The following is a 14,886-nucleotide window of genomic DNA, read 5'->3' as shown; positions in this document are numbered from 1 at the left end:
CATCGCCGCAACAGGCAGGAGAGGATCGGATATGGCAGGCAGCCTTGCAGGAAAGGTCGCGCTGGTGACAGGCGCGTCGTCGGGCATCGGGCAAGCCGCCGCACTGGCGCTGGCGCAGGCCGGGGCAACGGTCGCGCTGTCGGCCCGGCGCGTCGACCGGCTCGGCGCACTGGTCGATCGCATCCATGGCGCGGGTGGCAAGGCCATCGCCCTGCCCGGCGACGTGGCGGTGGAGGCGGAGGCAACCCGCGCCGTGACCGACACTGTCGCACAGCTTGGCCGCATCGACATTCTCGTCAATTCCGCCGGTGTCATCCAGTCGGGCGGGGTGGAAAGCCTGTCGCTCGACGAATGGCGCCGCGTGATCGACATCAACCTGCTCGGCACGCTCTACACCTGTAAGGCGGCGATCGGCCCGATGAAAGCTCAGGGCAGCGGCGACATCATCAACATTTCCTCCACTGCCGGGCGGCGCGCGGCGGGGCTGTTTGGTCCCTATTCCACCAGCAAGTTCGGCCTGACCGGCCTGACTGAAAGCCTGCGGCAGGAAGTAGGCGGGGCGGGCATCCGCGTCGCTATCGTGGAGCCGGGCGCGACCGCGACGGAGGTGGCGGACGGCATCAGCGATCCGGCGATGCGCGCGGCGATGACCGACCATGTGGGGAAGGACAGCGCGATGCAGCCCGACGACATCGCGCAAGCGATCCTTTTCATCACCTCATTGCCCGCAAGGGCGAACGTATCGCAAATCCTGATCCGCCCGACCGCCGACACGGCGGCGATGTAGGCCCACTCCCGACAGACGATAAAGGCGAGGAAATTTATGGCCGACATCGAACCGCGCGCGCCCGCGCTATCAGAAGCGCTGCCCAGCATGGCCTATCGGTCCTGGTTCCTGTTCATCATGGTGCTGGTGTCCGCGTCGGTGCAGGGCGAACGCTATCTGATGGTAGTGATGGTCGAACCGATCCGCCGTGAACTGGGTCTGTCGGACGCGGCGATCGGCATGGTCAAGGACATGATCATCGCCATTGTCTATATCGTGGCGATCATTCCGCTGGCCCGGCTGGCCGACCGCTGGTCCAAGCGCAAGATCGTCGCGCTCGCCGCGACCTTGTGGAGCGCGGCGGTCATCGTCTGCGGCGCGGCCAAAAGCTTCTGGGTGCTGCTGATCGGGCGGGCGGGCATCGGCCTTGGCGAAGGGGGCTATACGGCCCCGTCGCAGGCGTGGATCGCCGACCTGTTCCCCGTTCGCCAGCGCGCGACCGCGCTCTCCATCTTCCTGCTCGGCGCATCGCTCGGCACCTTCCTTGGCCCGGCGGTGGGCGGTTGGGCCGTGCATGAATATGGCTGGCGCAACACGCTGATGTTCGCCAGTATTCCCGGCTTCATCCTGGCCCCTATCGTCTGGTTCACCCTGCGCGATACCCGCGCGGGGCTGGCCGATGGCGCGCCGGTGGAGACAGGCCCACCGGCCTCCTTCCTCAAGACCGCGCGCGAACTGATGGCGATCCGCACGCTGCCGCCGCTCATCCTCGCCGCCTCGCTCAATGCGTTGCTGACCATGGGTTTCATTAGCTGGGCGCCTGCCTTCATGGAGCGGACGCACGGGATGCCCGCCAACGAAGCCGGGTTGCAGATGGGCGGCGCTTTGTTCTTCGGCTCCGCCATCGGCCACACGATCGGCGGGCCGCTGGCCGATTTTCTGGGGCGGCGCGACATGCGCTGGTATGTGTGGATGCTGATGATCAGCGGCGCGTTGGCGACCGGCATCGGCTGGCTGATCCTGACCGGCTCTGCCGACCGGGTGTTCCCGCTCTATGGCCTCAACATGCTGATCGGCGGGCTGTCCGCCGCGCCGCTGATGGCGGTGGTGGCGGGGCTGGTCCCGTCTCGGTCGCGCGCCACCGCGATTGCGGTGCTGATGGTGTCGATTCAGGTTATTGGCCTTGGCGGCGGGCCGGTGCTGGTCGGCTGGCTCAGCGACATATTGCGCCCGATCTATGGCGAGGATTCGCTGGGCATGGCGATGCGTTGGGCGTTGCTGGTCGGCTTTCCCAGCACTATTCTCGCCTGGGTCGCCAGCCGGTCCTGCCGCGCCGATTTCGCATCGGCAGGCGGTTGGAACGGAGCGGCGATCAACCATGCGACGCATGGGTAAAACAGACAGCGAGATGGACAATGACAGCCTATTTTATCTTCACCCGTGAAGGGCCGATCGTCGATCAGGCAGCGATGGACGCCTATAGTGCGGCAAACCGGGCGCAGGCGGCGCATTTCGTGGCCGAATATGGGCTGAAGCCGCTGGCGGTCTATGGCGCGCTCGACACGTTGGAGGGGGATGCGCCTGATGGTGTCATCATCCTGGCGTTTCCTGACGCGGACAAAGCGCGTGCATGGTATAATAGTGATGAATATCAAAAGATTATACCATTGCGCGACAAGGCTGCGCCCTATCGGGCATTGCTGGTAGAGGGGCTGTAGGCGCGATGAAATCCTATTTTTCCGGTTGCCTGCTGCTGGCGCTGTCCAGCACCGCCATCGCGGCGGAAACGCCCATGGCACCATCCCGGCTGGGCGCGGGCTATCTGAAGGATGCAGTGCTGCCGCCCGATTTTGCGCCGCCGCCGCCTGCGCCCGGTTCACCGGCGCAGGCGCGCGATGAGGAGGCGTCACGCGCTGCGCTGGCGCTGCAGGGTGGTTCACGCTGGACGCTGGCGACGGCGGACGCCGATCTGTTCGGGCCGCGCGCCACCGCGACATTTTCCTGCGCGCTCGGCATTGCGATCGGCCCGGACACGACGCCCCGGCTGGACAGGCTGTTGCGCCGGACGATTTCGGACTTTGGCCGCTCCACCGGCGCGGTCAAGCAACGTTATGCCCGCCCGCGCCCCTTCATGGTCAACGGCGAGCTGACCTGCACGCCGGACATGGAAGCGGCGCTGCGCAAGGACGGATCCTACCCGTCGGGCCACAGCGCGATCGGCTATGGCTGGGGGCTGATGCTGGCGCAGTTGCGCCCGGACCTTGCCCCCGTGCTGGTCGCGCGCGGCCGTGCGTTCGGCGACAGCCGCCGCATCTGCAACGCCCACTGGCTCAGCGATACCGAGGAAGGGCGGCTGGCCGCCGCTGCGACGCTCGCCCGGCTGAACGCTGATCCGCAATTTCAGAAAGACCTGAAGGCCGCCCGCCGTGAAGCCACCCGCGCGACCGCCAAACCGGCGGACTGCGCGGCGGAGGCGGCTGCCCTGACCCAAGGAGTGTCCCGACCATGACGACCATCACCCCCCGCATATTGCCGCTGCCCCGTGCCGACTGGACCGACGACGCGCGCGAAGTCTTTGCCTATTGGGGCGAACCCAATGCGTGGGAGGAAGGGTCGAAAACCAACGTGCTGATGGTGATGGCCAACCACCCCGATCTGGGGAAGGTCTATAATATCTGGGGCAAGCATCTGTTGATGTCCAACACCCTGTCCACCCGGCATCTGGAACTGCTGATCCTGCGCGTCGCCTGGTTGGTGAAGTCCGCCTATGAATGGCATAATCATGTCGGCTATGGCCTGAACGCGGGGCTTAGCCTTGAGGATATTGCCGCGATCCGCGATTATCCGGCGGGCGGCAATTGGGACGAGGCGGACGACGCCGTGCTGCGATCGGTCGGTGAACTGATCGCCGACGGCACGATCAGCGACGCGACATGGGCGGTGCTGGGCCGCCATTTCGACAAGAAGCAGCAAATGGATCTGGTCTTTTCGATTGGCCATTATGTCATGACCAGCTGGGCGCTGTCGGCGTTCGGCGTGGGGATAGAGGGCGGGGCGGACCCGATCGGCTTTGACCTCAAAACCGGGTCGGGCAAGATTCCCGGCAAAACATACAAGCCCGGCGAGACGGAGGATTGGACCGACAGCCGGGGTTACTGAGCGCGCGCGCTATCGCGGCAACGATATCGGTCGCGCCATCGCCCCCGCGCATTGCCGCATGGTCGCCGGAACGGGCATGACAGGTGCCTGAAAGACATTCCTGTTTGCGTGAGGGGACAAGACCATGGCGACCGACATATTGCTGCCCAAGATCGGCTTTTCGATGACCGAAGCCCAGATTGCAGAGTGGCTGGCCGAAGACGGCGCGCAGGTGACCGAAGGCCAGCCGCTCTATTTGCTGGAAGCCGACAAGTCGGCCAATGAAGTGGAATCCCCGGCCAGCGGCACGCTGCGCATCATTGCCGCGCCCGGCGAAACCTATGAAGTCGGCACGGTGCTTGGCACCATAGAATGAAGCCCCTGCGCGTCGGCATCGTCAGCGCCGCCTGGGGTGCCTTCGCGCATCTGCCCGCCTGGCGCGCGATACCGGGCGTGGAGGTGACGGCGATCTGCACGTCGCGGGAGGAAACCGCGCGCGCGGCGGCGGCCCGGCTGAACCTGCCGCGCGCCTTCTGGAACGCGGCGGAGATGTGCGCCGACCCGAACATCGACATTGTCGACCTCGGCACCCGGCCCGGCGTCCGCCTGCCGATGGTGCTGGCGGCGCTGGCGAACGGGACACATGTCTATAATGCCAGTCCCCATGCTCCCGACTGGGCCGGGGCGAAAGCGATCGACGCGGCCTGGCGGGCCGGGACTAGCATCGGCGTGGTCGATGCCTTTGCCCAATGGCTGCCCGCGCACCGTCAGATGAAAGCGATGCTGGACGCGGGCCATGTCGGTGCGCCCTTGGGCGGCACCTGCCATTTCAATATTTCGCTGTTCAACAGTCCCAACAAGCATTTCCCCTATAACTGGTTCGCGCAGGGCGGGCAGGGCGTGTCGGCGGTGCGCAACAATGGCAGCCATGCGCTCTATATGCTGCGCCATTTGTTCGGCCCGGTCGCGGAACTGGTCGCGGACGACAGCCAGATATTGCGCACATGGCATTTCCCCGATGGCGACACGATCACGCCGGAAACCAATGACTTCGCCAATGTCATCCTACGGTTCGAAAGCGGCCTGACGATGCAGATGCAGATCAGCTGGAGCATGACGCTGCATGATGGCTGGCTGATCGATATATTCGGCGACAAGGGGCGGCTGGTCGCATCGTCGCCGACCTTCCCGACGGCGCGCGATTGCCGTTTGCAAGGCGGGCAATTGGGCGGGGCGATGGAGGATATCGCCATTCCCGACGCCTTTAACAGCGCGCCGGGCATCGCGCTCGACTGGCAGAGCGAACCGCAGCCCAGCTTCCCCATGGCGCTGTCGATGCAGGCGATGGTCGATGCGATTCATGGCCGTGGCGGTGCCGCCCCCGACTTCGCGCAAGCGCTGGAAATAGAACGCTTGCAGGAAGCGATCCGCCTGTCGAGCGAAGCGCGCCGCTGGGTGCGGCTGGCGGATGTGACCTGATCAGCGGCCGGTAAAGCGCGGCGCGCGCTTCTCCTTCAACGCCGCAATCCCCTCTCGATGGTCGGCGCTGCGCACGCTCAATGATTCATAGGCGATCCCGGCTTCCATCACCGCGCCCGCGATCCGCTTCAACTCCATGTTGGTGAGGATCTTGGTCCAGCGGATCGCATTGGGCGCGCCCGCCAGCAGCCTCGCGCAAAAGGCATCGACCGCGCCGTCCAGTTCCCCGGCAGGCAGGCAATGGTTGATGAGGCCGATCTCCGCTGCCTTTTGCGCGGTCAGCAATTCGCCGGTCAGCAGATATTCCTTCGCCTTGGCTAGGCCAATCCGCTGCGCCCACACCACTGCGCCGCCATCGCCCGCGACCAGCCCGATGCCGACATGCGGGTCGCCGATCTTCGCGCCATCGGCGGCGAACACAATGTCGCACAGCAGGGCGATCGACGCGCCCAGCCCGACGGCATGGCCGTTCATCCGGCACACCACCGGCTTTTCGATGTCCAGCATGGCAAAGACGATCCGCTTGGCCTGCCGCGCCTCATGGTCGAACAGATGCGGGTCGGCGGCGCTCTGTTCCATATGCGCAATGTCCCCGCCCGCCGAAAAGGCGCGGCCCGCGCCGGTCAGCAGGATGACGTCGGACTCCGGGTCGGTCCCGGCAAAGACCAGCGCATCGGGCAGTTCGTCATGCAGCACCCGGTTGACCGCATTCAGCGCATCGGGCCGGTTGAGCGTCACCACCAGCAACCGCCCGCGCCGTTCCAGCAGGATCGTTTCATAGATGGGCAGCGTGCGGGTCATGTGGTCGTCTCCTTGACTGCCCCCATATCACGGCCTTGTCCGCCGCCAACGTCGCCGGGGCGATAAGCGTGGCGCGGCCATGGCGGCGTACTCCATAGCCGATATAGCCTGCACCAAAAGCACAGGAGAGCGCGAAACATGACCGGCTTTGATGAAATGGTCGACTGGGTCGTGGTCGGCAGCGGCGCAGGGTCGATGAGTTCGGCGCTGGTCATGCGCGACGCGGGCAAATCGGTCGTCATCCTCGAAAAGACGCCGTTCGTCGGCGGCACCACGGCCAAATCGGGCGGGGTGATGTGGATTCCCGCCAATCGTTTCATGCTGGCCGATGGCGACGATGACAGCGTGGACGCGGCCATGGCCTATCTGGATGCGGTGCAGGTGGTGGATGGTCACCCCGCGCCCGGCACATCGCGCGAAAAGCGGCTGGCCTATGTCAGCCAGGCACCCCGCGCGGTCGATTTTCTGGTGGGCAAGGGCGTGGCGCTGCAACGCGGGGCGACCTTCTGGCCCGATTATTATGACGAGCTGCCCGGCGGCTGCAAAACGTCGCGCACGGTTGTCGCCAAGCCGTTCGACCGCAAGGAACTTGGCCCATGGCGCGACAAGCTGCGCAAGGGCTTTGCCGAATTTAACGTGACTCTGGTCGAGGGGATGGAGGCGCAGGGGCATAAGCGCACCAACAAGGCGTCGGGCAAGATGCTGCTGCGCATCGTCGGGCGCACGATCCGCGACCTGTTGCTGGGGCGCAAATATACCACTGCCGGGGCAGCGTTGCAGGGGCGGATGCTCAAAGCCGCGCTGGCGGCGGGCGTGGACGTGCGCGTGGACGCACCCGTCAGCGAAATACTGATCGAAGGTGGCGCGGCGACCGGCGTGGTCACGGTGAAGGACGGCCAGCCCTGGCGCGTGGGTGCGCGGCTGGGCGTGCTGGTCAATGCGGGCGGCTTTGCGCAAAATCAGGCGATGCGCGATCGCTATATTCCCGGCTCCAAAGTCGAATGGTCGCAGACGCCCGAAGGCGACACGGGCGAAATGCACCGCGAACTGGAACGCATCGGCGGGCAACTGGCGCAGATGGACCAGCTGGTCGGTTATCAGATGACCCCCGCGCCCGGCTGGGAAGCGCTCTACGTCGCGCCCGGCGCGCAGTCCCTGACCGGCAAGCCCCACGCCATATTGGTCGATCAGAGCGGCACCCGCTTCATGAACGAAGGCGGCAGTTACGAGCTATATTGCGAGACGATGCGGCGGCGGAACGAAACGGTGCCTGCGATTCCCAGCTGGGCGATATTCGACGCGCAATATACCGCGCTCTATGCGGTTGCGGGCCAGTATATCGACAAGAAAATCCCCGAAAACTGGGTCGAAAGCGGCTATCTGCACCGCGCCGATACAGTCGAGGGGCTGGCGCAAAGCATCGGCGTCGATCCCGCTATGCTGGCGGCGACCGTGGCCCGCTGGAACGGTTTCGTCGCGGATGGCGTGGACGGTGATTTCCACCGGGGGGAACGCGCCTATGACAAGTGCGGCTTCGTGGGCGATCCCTTTTCGGAACGCAGTTCCATCGGTTCGATAGCGAAGGGACCATATTACGCCGTGCCGGTCCTGCCGGGCGATGTCAGCACCTATGGCGGGGTCGTCACCGATGCGCGCGGCCGGGTGGTCGATGGCGCGGGCGGCGTGATCGCGGGGCTTTACGCCACCGGCGTCACTACAGCGTCGGTCATGGGCAATGTCTATGTCGGCGCGGGGGCCAGCATCGGCCCGTCGATGGTGTTCGGTTATATCGCCGCGCGCGATGCGGCGGGGCTGGACAATCAGCCCTGATCGTCAAAGCGCGCGGGCCGCGACAGCAGGAACGGCAGGGCAGGGGAGGATATGCGTGATTCCGTGCCGTCCGCATGGATCAGGCTGACGCGCCCGACACCGGGCGAGGATACAACCGCCACCACGCTGTCGACCCATTGGTGCAGCATCATGCGCGCAGCGGCCACGGCGTCATCGCCCGTCGCCGCTGCCCCTTCGGCCTCCAGTTCCGCTTCCAGTTGCAGCACGCGCCGGGTGGCAGCCTGCACATCGTCGTTGGGATCGGTCATCGTCATTGGTCCTTTTGCCTCACCATGCCCCGGCCTCTGCCCGATGCAAGAGTGCGGCACGCATATCGGCGGGGCGGAATTGGCGGTCGTTCCGGTTCATAAAACGCCTGCTGCGACGGCCCGCCGCCAGCCCCCGGCACATATCGCCCCGGCGAGTTGACCAATGCCCCCTGAACGCCAATTCAAAGACCATCCCATTGGCCATCCTGAGGACATCATGGCAGAGTTGAGCAACGCCCCGGCACCGACCCCGGAACAACTGGTAGACATCTACCGGCGCATGATCCGTATCGAGCGCAACGACGACGCCATCCGCAAGACCATTCGCCTTGGGCGGCTGGTCATGCCCTATTATTCGGCGCGGGGCCAAGAAGTGATCCCCGCCACCCTGTCATCGCTGATGACCGACGATGACAAGATCTGCACTATTTATCGCGGCATCCACGACATGGTGGCCAAGGATATGCCGTTGCGTCCCCTATGGGCGGAAATCGCCGGCCGGGTCGATGGCACTTGCAAGGGGAAGGGCGGGCCGATGCACCTCACTCACCCCGAAAGCGGCGTGATGGTCACCACCGGCATCGTCGGTTCGTCCATGCCGATCGCCAACGGCCTGGCCTGGGCGGCGAAGCTGGACGGGTCGCGGCGCGTCACCATCGCCTATTTCGGCGATGGCGCGTCCAATATTGGCGCTTTCCATGAATCGCTCAACCTGGCGTCGGTGTGGAAATTGCCGGTGATCTTCGTGTGCCAGAATAATGGCTTTGCCGAACATACCCGTTATGAAAACGGCACTTCGGTCGACTTCATTTCCAAACGCGCGATCGGCTACGGGATGCCCGGCCACACCGTCGATGGCAATGATCCGCTGGCGATGTTTGCCGCTGCCCATGACGCCATCACCCGCGCCCGCGATGGCGAAGGGCCGACGCTGCTGGAATGCAAGACCTTCCGCTTCCACGGCCATGTGCTGGGCGACGACGACAAATATATGACCAAGGAAGAAAAGGCCGCCGCGATCGCCAAGGATCCGCTGCCCGCCTTCAAGGCATGGCTGGTCGCACAGGGCCACGCCACCGAAGACACATTGGCCGCGATGCAGGCCACCATCGAGGCGGAGATCGAGGACGCACAGGAATTCGGCCTCGCCAGCCCCTTGCCATCGGTGGACGAACTGCGCCGCGATGTTTTTGCGCAGGAGATACCGGCATGAGCGCGAAGAAAATGAACAGCTTGCAGGCCGTCAACGCGGCGCTGCATCAGGCGATGGCACAGGATGACAAGGTGATCGTGCTGGGCGAGGATATCGCCGATCGCGAAGGCGGCGGCGTCACCGGCGCGACGGCTGGCCTGTCGACCAAATTCGGCGACGACCGCGTCAAATCGACCCCGATTTCGGAACAGGCGATCATTGGCGCAGCCATCGGCGCGGCGCTGGCCGGGTACAAGCCGGTCGCCGAAATCATGCTGATGAACTTTACCGCCGTCGCCATGGACATGATCTTCAACCATGCGGCCAAGCTGCGCTTCATGTCGGGCGGGCAAAGCACCGTGCCGATCACCATCCGCACCCTGACCGGCGCGGGATGGCAGACGGCGGGCCAACATGCCGACCATCTGGAAGGCTGGTTCGCGCACAGCGCCGGGATGAAGGTCGTCGCCCCCTCCAATCCGGTCGATTATAAGGGGTTGCTGCTGTCCTGCATTCAGGATCCCGACCCCTGTATCTTCATCGAATCCGCAGGCTCGCTGTTCATTCCTGCCGAAGTGCCGGACGATCTGGCCCCCATTCCATTGGGCAAGGCGCGGGTGGTGCAGGAAGGCACCGACGTCACCATCGTCTCCTGGTCCTCGCAGGTCATTCGTTGCCAGCAGGCACTGGCGCCTTTGGCGGAAGCGGGCATTTCGGTCGAACTGATCGACCTGCGCACGGTATCGCCTTGGGACAAGGAAGCCGTGCTGGCGTCCGTCGCCAAGACAGGCCGCGCCGTCATCGCCCATGAAGCGGTGCGCCATTTCGGCCCCGGCGGCGAAATCGCATCGACCATTGCGGAGGAGCTGTTCGGCCAATTGAAAGCCCCGGTCCGCCGCCTTGGCGCACCCTATTCGCCGGTCCCCTTCGCCAAGGTGCTGGAGGACGCCTATATCGTCTCGCCCGAACGGGTGGTCGAAACGGTCAAGGCGTTGATGGCATAAGTGATCGGCTGTCCCGCCCATCGGGCGGGACAGCCCTCGCTCAGCCCAAAGTCCGCCGGAACAGCGCCATCGTCCGCGCCCAGGCCAGATCCGCCGCCGCCTTGTCGAACCGGGGCGTGGTATCATTGTTGAACCCATGTTCCGCGCCGGCATAGATATAGGCTTTGTAGCGTGTTCCCGCCTGCTTCAACGCCGCCTCATAATCGGGCCAGGCCGCATTGGTCCGCGCGTCGTTGCCGCCATAATGGATCAGCAATTTCGCCTTGATTTTCGGCACATCGGCCAGCGCCGCCGGGCTGCCATAGAAAGGCACGGCCGCGCGCAATGTGGGCAGGCGGGTTGCCAGCAGATTGGCGATCCACCCCCCAAAGCAGAAACCCACCGCGCCGACTTTGCCATTGCTGCCCGCCATCGTTCGCGCATAGGTCGCCGCCGCGACGAAATCCTCGCCGATCTTGGTCCGGTCCAGCGTGGCAAAGGCCGTGCGCGCCTTGTCCTCATCCCCCGGATAGCCGCCGATCGTGGTCAGCGCATCCGGCGCGACCGCCATATAGCCATCGATCGCCAGCCGCCGGGTTATGTCCTCGATATGCGGGTTCAGCCCGCGATTTTCATGCGCGACGATGATGACCGGCAGCTTGGCGTCCTTTTTGGCTGCGGGCCGCGCGACATAGGCGCGGATCGTGCCGTTGCCAGCGGGCGAGGGAATATCGACATGGTTGATGACGATCCGCCTGTCGTCGGGCTTTATCACCTGCCCCCGCGCGAAATCGGGGCTGAGCGCTGCCAGCGTCGCCGTGGCCGCCGCCGTGCTGCCGACATAGAGCGCACACTGGTTCAAGAACCCGCGCCGGTCGATCGCGCCATGCACATAGGCGTCGAACAGGTCCAGCACCGCGCGGGGATAGGCGCCCGCGCCCGTCATATCAGCATCCTGCGTCATTCCAGCATCCTTCTCGCCTTCGCCCCGTCGCGCGACTATTGCCGCCTTTCCTGTCCAAGCCAACATAAACTGATCGGCTGGCCCCCGCGGCGAACGCTCGCTAAAGGGAGAGCCAGCCCCACCGGACACAGGAAATTGCCCCGCCTATGAGCGCACCACTGTCGCCCCGCACCGTCGGTCCCTTCTCGGTCAAGGCCATCGGCCTTGGCTGCATGAATCTGAGCCACGCCTATTTGCCCCGGCCCGCGCCCGAACAGGCCGAACGGCTGCTGCTGCACGCGCTCGATAGCGGGGTCGACTTCTTCGATACTGCTGCACTCTATGGCTTTGGCGCGAACGAGGCATTGCTGGGCCGCACGATCATGCACCGGCGCGACGATTTCACTTTGGCCAGCAAATGCGTGCTGGGCGGCAAGGATGGGCAGCGCGGCATCGACGGATCGCCGTCCGCGATCGCCGCCACGCTCGACGCTTCGCTGCAACGGCTCAATGTCGATCATATCGACCTTTATTATCTCCACCGGCTCGACCCCAATGTGCCGATCGAGGATTCGGTCGGTGCGCTGTCCCGCGCAGTGGAGGCGGGCAAGATCGGCGCGATCGGCCTGTCGGAAATGTCCGCAGCGACCCTCCGCCGCGCCCACGCCGTGCATCCGATCGCGGCGATGCAGACCGAATATTCGCCCTGGACCCGCAATGCCGAAGTCGCGGTGCTGGACGCCTGCGGCGAGCTTGGCGTTGCCTTCGTCGCTTTCTCACCCGTCGCGCGCGGCGTGCTGGCGGGCGGCGTGGGACCGGACGGCGTGGCCGAAGGCGACATTCGCGCCGTCATGCCGCGTTTCCAGCCGCCCCATCTGGCGGCCAATCTTGCGCTCGTTTCTGCCTTCGGCCAAATCGCGGCGGATGCGGGCTGCACCATGGCGCAACTGTCGCTTGGCTGGGTGCTGTCGCGCCGCCCCTATGTCGTCGCCATTCCCGGCACCACCAGCATCGCCCATCTGGACGAGGATATGGCGACCCTGACGTGCGATTTTTCCGCCGATACGCTGGCGGCGGTCGATGCGCTGTTCACCTTCGAAGCCGTGTCCGGCCCCCGCTATCCCCGCGCCGCGCAGGCGCAGGTCGACACCGAAACATGGGACGGCGAACCGCTGGAATAACAAATAGTTCAAAATACGCGGAACGGCGCATTTTGAAGTCCGCACCAGCCCTCTCCCCCACCCGGCCACCCATATGATACTGCCGTTGGGTGGCCGGGTGGGGGAAAGGGCTGGTGCGGAACGAATGTGCGAATGCACATTTTCAAAGCGATCAGGCGGCCAGCATCCGTCGTCCAGCCGCTTCGTCCCAATGGTCGCCATCCCCACCCAGCACGGCGTTCAAAGTCGCGCGTTTCAGGAACAGGTGGCAGGGATGCTCCATGGTCAGGCCAATGCCGCCATGCAGCTGGATCGCCTCTTCCGCGATGGCGCGATAGACGGTGGCGGCATGGGCCTTCATCGCGCCCATCGTGACCGCATCCGCCGCGTCGTCGCCCGCCCGCGCCCAGAATAAAGCCTCGGCGGCGACCAGCGCCGTCTTCATATCGGCAACACGGTGCTTCAACGCCTGAAACAGCGCCAGCGGCCGGTCGAACTGCCGCCGCGTTTCCAGATAGTCGATCGTCAGGCGCAGCGCCGCGTCCGCCCCGCCGATACAATCCGCCGCCAGCGCAATGCTGCGCAACGCCGACAGCCGATCCGCCAGCGCCGTTGCCGCATCGCCGCTTGCCAGCACGATGCCCGCCGCATCGCCCGCATCGACATCGAACAGGCGCCGCGTCTTGTCCCACGTCGCCCGCGCCGTGATTGCCAGCCCCGCCATGGGGAGCAACGCCACGCGCCCGGCCTCGACTCGCAACACATGGCTCGCCCGGTCAGCGTCCGGCACCGCACTCAGCCCCTCGGCCAGCGATGCGCTCATCACTTCGCCCGCCATCGCCCGGCCCAGCAGATCGTCCTGCCCGCCCGCCACGCTCAGCGCCTCGATCACCAGCATCTGCGCGATCGCAGGCCCGGCCACCAAAGTCCGCCCCAGCGCCTGATGGATCACGCCCACGGCCTCACGCCCCAGCCCCAGCCCGCCCCGATCCTCCGGCACGGCCATCATCAGCCATCCCATATCGGCGATCAGGGTCCAGCTTTGCGTCGCATCGGGGGCCAGGTCGCCCCCGCCGAAAGCCTTGGCCGCCGCATCCTGCAACTCGTTCCGCGTCATGCTCATGCCGCGCCCTCCTTCAGCACCCAGTTTTTGGGTTCGCGCGGCATCCCCAACAGCCGTTCGGCGATGATGTTACGCTGCACCTCGTCGCTGCCGCCCGCGATGGTCCAGGCATAGCTGTTCATGAAATCGGCCATCCAGTTGCCCGTTTCCATCCCCCCGCCAAAGGTGATCGGCGCATGATATTGCGCGTCCAGCCCGCCGACACGCAGCCCCAGCGACGTAAAATCCCGCAACGTGCGCGCATAGGCCAGCTTGACGATGGAGGCGTCACCCACCTGCTCCGCGCCCGCGATGCGATTGGCCAGAAACTGGTCCGCCACCGCGCAGGTCGCATCCACCTTACCCGCCAGCCGCCCGAAATCGCGCAGCACGCCGGCGTCATCCTGTCGCCCGTTCGCGCGGATCAGATCGCCAATCCGCCACATCGCCCCGCGCATCCGCGCGCTCAGTTCCAGCAGCGTCAGCCCCCGTTCCGACGACAGGGTCGATTGCGCCACGGCCCAGCCTTGCCCTTCCTCGCCCAGCCGGTCGGCCACTGGCACTTCGACATTATCGAGGAAGATTTCGGCAAATTCCTCATCCCCATGAATCTGGTGGATCGGCCGCGCGGTCACGCCGGGGCTTTTCAGGTCCAGCAGCAAATAGGTCAGCCCCGCCTGCTTCACGCCGTCGCTGCTGGTCCGCACCAGCAGCAGGCATTGGTCGGCAAACTGGCCCATGGTCGACCACAGCTTTTGCCCGTTGACGACATAGACGTCGCCTTTCCGCTCCGCGCGTGTGCGCAGCGCCGCCAGATCCGACCCCGCGCCCGGCTCCGAAAAGCCCTGACACCAGATTTCACCGTCCAATATGCGCGGGATATAGCGTTGCTGCTGTTCCGCGCTGCCCCATTCGAACAAAGTGGATGCCGCATGATAAGTGGACATGAAGGACAGCAGCAGGCGCGGCGTATCGGCCCGCGCAAACTCCTCGTAAATCACCTTCTGCTCGGCGAGCGACCGCCCGCCGCCCGGCCACTCGGCGGGCCAGTGCGGCACCGCATAGCTCCCCTTGGCCAGCGTCGAAAACCAGCTGCGTTGCAGGTCGAGGAACGCCGCTTCGCTCGTGCTGCGCGCGCGCCAGTCCACCGGCGCATGAACGGCAAGCCATTCGCGCACCTCCTGCCGCAAGCCGTCCAGTGCGTCGCTCAAGTCCCGTGCCTC

General features: G+C 65.3%; 16 protein-coding genes. 11 read left to right on the top strand and 5 right to left on the bottom strand.

Annotated features, from left to right (window positions below):
• Positions 1-31 precede the first annotated feature (31 nt).
• The 7 genes from SPBM01_RS12275 to SPBM01_RS12245 all read left to right on the top strand — a co-directional run bounded on the left by SPBM01_RS12275 (position 32) and on the right by SPBM01_RS12245 (position 5,383).
• A complete protein-coding gene (locus SPBM01_RS12275; RefSeq protein ID WP_188062093.1) occupies positions 32-787 on the top strand; it encodes an SDR family oxidoreductase in 756 nt (251 codons plus the stop codon).
• Positions 788-823: 36 nt separating this feature from the next.
• Positions 824-2,161 carry an MFS transporter gene (locus SPBM01_RS12270; protein WP_188062092.1) on the top strand — a complete coding sequence of 446 codons (1,338 nt, stop codon included), beginning with the start codon at positions 824-826 and terminating at the stop codon, positions 2,159-2,161.
• Positions 2,162-2,181: 20 nt separating this feature from the next.
• Entirely contained in the window at positions 2,182-2,484 is a 303-nt protein-coding gene (locus SPBM01_RS12265) for a DUF1330 domain-containing protein (RefSeq protein ID WP_188062091.1), read from the top strand.
• Between the two features lie 5 nt (positions 2,485-2,489).
• On the top strand, positions 2,490-3,275 hold the full coding sequence (locus SPBM01_RS12260) for an acid phosphatase (protein WP_188062090.1): 786 nt from the start codon (positions 2,490-2,492) through the stop codon (positions 3,273-3,275).
• Complete coding sequence (locus tag SPBM01_RS12255; protein ID WP_188062089.1) at positions 3,272-3,925, top strand: carboxymuconolactone decarboxylase family protein; 654 nt, start codon at positions 3,272-3,274, stop codon at positions 3,923-3,925. The genes SPBM01_RS12260 and SPBM01_RS12255 overlap by 4 nt, the downstream gene beginning before the upstream one ends.
• Before the next feature lie 124 nt (positions 3,926-4,049).
• The gene (locus SPBM01_RS12250) at positions 4,050-4,280 is read left to right on the top strand and encodes a biotin/lipoyl-containing protein (RefSeq protein WP_188062088.1); all 231 of its coding nucleotides are present in this window, start codon (positions 4,050-4,052) and stop codon (positions 4,278-4,280) included.
• Complete coding sequence (locus SPBM01_RS12245; RefSeq protein ID WP_188062087.1) at positions 4,277-5,383, top strand: Gfo/Idh/MocA family protein; 1,107 nt, start codon at positions 4,277-4,279, stop codon at positions 5,381-5,383. The genes SPBM01_RS12250 and SPBM01_RS12245 overlap by 4 nt, the downstream gene beginning before the upstream one ends.
• On the opposite strand, the gene SPBM01_RS12240 is transcribed toward SPBM01_RS12245, so the two are convergent.
• Positions 5,384-6,184 carry an enoyl-CoA hydratase/isomerase family protein gene (locus SPBM01_RS12240; RefSeq protein WP_188062086.1) on the bottom strand — a complete coding sequence of 267 codons (801 nt, stop codon included), beginning with the start codon at positions 6,182-6,184 and terminating at the stop codon, positions 5,384-5,386.
• 138 nt (positions 6,185-6,322) lie between these two features.
• On the opposite strand from SPBM01_RS12240, the gene SPBM01_RS12235 reads away from it, so the two are divergent.
• A complete protein-coding gene (locus SPBM01_RS12235; RefSeq protein WP_188062085.1) occupies positions 6,323-8,014 on the top strand; it encodes an FAD-binding protein in 1,692 nt (563 codons plus the stop codon).
• On the opposite strand, the gene SPBM01_RS12230 is transcribed toward SPBM01_RS12235, so the two are convergent.
• A complete protein-coding gene (locus tag SPBM01_RS12230) occupies positions 8,005-8,283 on the bottom strand; it encodes a hypothetical protein (protein WP_188062084.1) in 279 nt (92 codons plus the stop codon). The two genes, SPBM01_RS12235 and SPBM01_RS12230, sit on opposite strands and share 10 nt — an antisense overlap.
• A 217-nt stretch (positions 8,284-8,500) precedes the next feature.
• Here SPBM01_RS12230 and SPBM01_RS12225 point away from each other — a divergent pair, with 217 nt between their 5' ends.
• Both SPBM01_RS12225 and SPBM01_RS12220 read left to right on the top strand, forming a co-directional pair.
• The gene (locus SPBM01_RS12225; protein WP_188062083.1) at positions 8,501-9,496 is read left to right on the top strand and encodes a thiamine pyrophosphate-dependent dehydrogenase E1 component subunit alpha; all 996 of its coding nucleotides are present in this window, start codon (positions 8,501-8,503) and stop codon (positions 9,494-9,496) included.
• Entirely contained in the window at positions 9,493-10,479 is a 987-nt protein-coding gene (locus SPBM01_RS12220) for an alpha-ketoacid dehydrogenase subunit beta (RefSeq protein WP_188062082.1), read from the top strand. Before SPBM01_RS12225 ends, SPBM01_RS12220 begins: the two co-directional genes overlap by 4 nt.
• A gap of 40 nt (positions 10,480-10,519) precedes the next feature.
• On the opposite strand, the gene SPBM01_RS12215 is transcribed toward SPBM01_RS12220, so the two are convergent.
• Positions 10,520-11,422 carry a dienelactone hydrolase family protein gene (locus SPBM01_RS12215; RefSeq protein WP_188062081.1) on the bottom strand — a complete coding sequence of 301 codons (903 nt, stop codon included), beginning with the start codon at positions 11,420-11,422 and terminating at the stop codon, positions 10,520-10,522.
• Between the two features lie 146 nt (positions 11,423-11,568).
• Between SPBM01_RS12215 and SPBM01_RS12210 the strand changes: the two genes are divergently transcribed.
• Complete coding sequence (locus tag SPBM01_RS12210; RefSeq protein WP_188062080.1) at positions 11,569-12,582, top strand: aldo/keto reductase; 1,014 nt, start codon at positions 11,569-11,571, stop codon at positions 12,580-12,582.
• Between the two features lie 151 nt (positions 12,583-12,733).
• Here SPBM01_RS12210 and SPBM01_RS12205 read toward each other — a convergent pair whose 3' ends face one another.
• On the bottom strand, positions 12,734-13,684 hold the full coding sequence (locus SPBM01_RS12205) for an acyl-CoA dehydrogenase (protein ID WP_188062079.1): 951 nt from the start codon (positions 13,682-13,684) through the stop codon (positions 12,734-12,736).
• Positions 13,681-14,874, bottom strand: coding sequence for an acyl-CoA dehydrogenase family protein (locus SPBM01_RS12200; protein ID WP_262504142.1), 1,194 nt, complete (start codon positions 14,872-14,874; stop codon positions 13,681-13,683). The genes SPBM01_RS12205 and SPBM01_RS12200 overlap by 4 nt, the downstream gene beginning before the upstream one ends.
• Positions 14,875-14,886 lie beyond the last annotated feature (12 nt).

The sequence above is a fragment of the Sphingobium sp. KCTC 72723 genome (assembly GCF_014280435.1).
Lineage (GTDB): Bacteria > Pseudomonadota > Alphaproteobacteria > Sphingomonadales > Sphingomonadaceae > Sphingobium.
This window is presented reverse-complemented; position numbering and strand designations above follow the sequence as displayed.

Excerpts from the sequence above, each read along its gene's own strand:
- SPBM01_RS12275 (WP_188062093.1), top strand. The coding sequence starts at position 32 with ATGGCAGGCAGCCTTGCAGGAAAGGTCGCGCTGGTGACAGGCGCGTCG.
- SPBM01_RS12270 (WP_188062092.1), top strand. The coding sequence starts at position 824 with ATGGCCGACATCGAACCGCGCGCGCCCGCGCTATCAGAAGCGCTGCCC.
- SPBM01_RS12265 (WP_188062091.1), top strand. The coding sequence starts at position 2,182 with ATGACAGCCTATTTTATCTTCACCCGTGAAGGGCCGATCGTCGATCAG.
- SPBM01_RS12260 (WP_188062090.1), top strand. The coding sequence starts at position 2,490 with ATGAAATCCTATTTTTCCGGTTGCCTGCTGCTGGCGCTGTCCAGCACC.
- SPBM01_RS12255 (WP_188062089.1), top strand. The coding sequence starts at position 3,272 with ATGACGACCATCACCCCCCGCATATTGCCGCTGCCCCGTGCCGACTGG.
- SPBM01_RS12250 (WP_188062088.1), top strand. The coding sequence starts at position 4,050 with ATGGCGACCGACATATTGCTGCCCAAGATCGGCTTTTCGATGACCGAA.
- SPBM01_RS12245 (WP_188062087.1), top strand. The coding sequence starts at position 4,277 with ATGAAGCCCCTGCGCGTCGGCATCGTCAGCGCCGCCTGGGGTGCCTTC.
- SPBM01_RS12240 (WP_188062086.1), bottom strand. The coding sequence starts at position 6,184 with ATGACCCGCACGCTGCCCATCTATGAAACGATCCTGCTGGAACGGCGC.
- SPBM01_RS12235 (WP_188062085.1), top strand. The coding sequence starts at position 6,323 with ATGACCGGCTTTGATGAAATGGTCGACTGGGTCGTGGTCGGCAGCGGC.
- SPBM01_RS12230 (WP_188062084.1), bottom strand. The coding sequence starts at position 8,283 with ATGACCGATCCCAACGACGATGTGCAGGCTGCCACCCGGCGCGTGCTG.
- SPBM01_RS12225 (WP_188062083.1), top strand. The coding sequence starts at position 8,501 with ATGGCAGAGTTGAGCAACGCCCCGGCACCGACCCCGGAACAACTGGTA.
- SPBM01_RS12220 (WP_188062082.1), top strand. The coding sequence starts at position 9,493 with ATGAGCGCGAAGAAAATGAACAGCTTGCAGGCCGTCAACGCGGCGCTG.
- SPBM01_RS12215 (WP_188062081.1), bottom strand. The coding sequence starts at position 11,422 with ATGACGCAGGATGCTGATATGACGGGCGCGGGCGCCTATCCCCGCGCG.
- SPBM01_RS12210 (WP_188062080.1), top strand. The coding sequence starts at position 11,569 with ATGAGCGCACCACTGTCGCCCCGCACCGTCGGTCCCTTCTCGGTCAAG.
- SPBM01_RS12205 (WP_188062079.1), bottom strand. The coding sequence starts at position 13,684 with ATGAGCATGACGCGGAACGAGTTGCAGGATGCGGCGGCCAAGGCTTTC.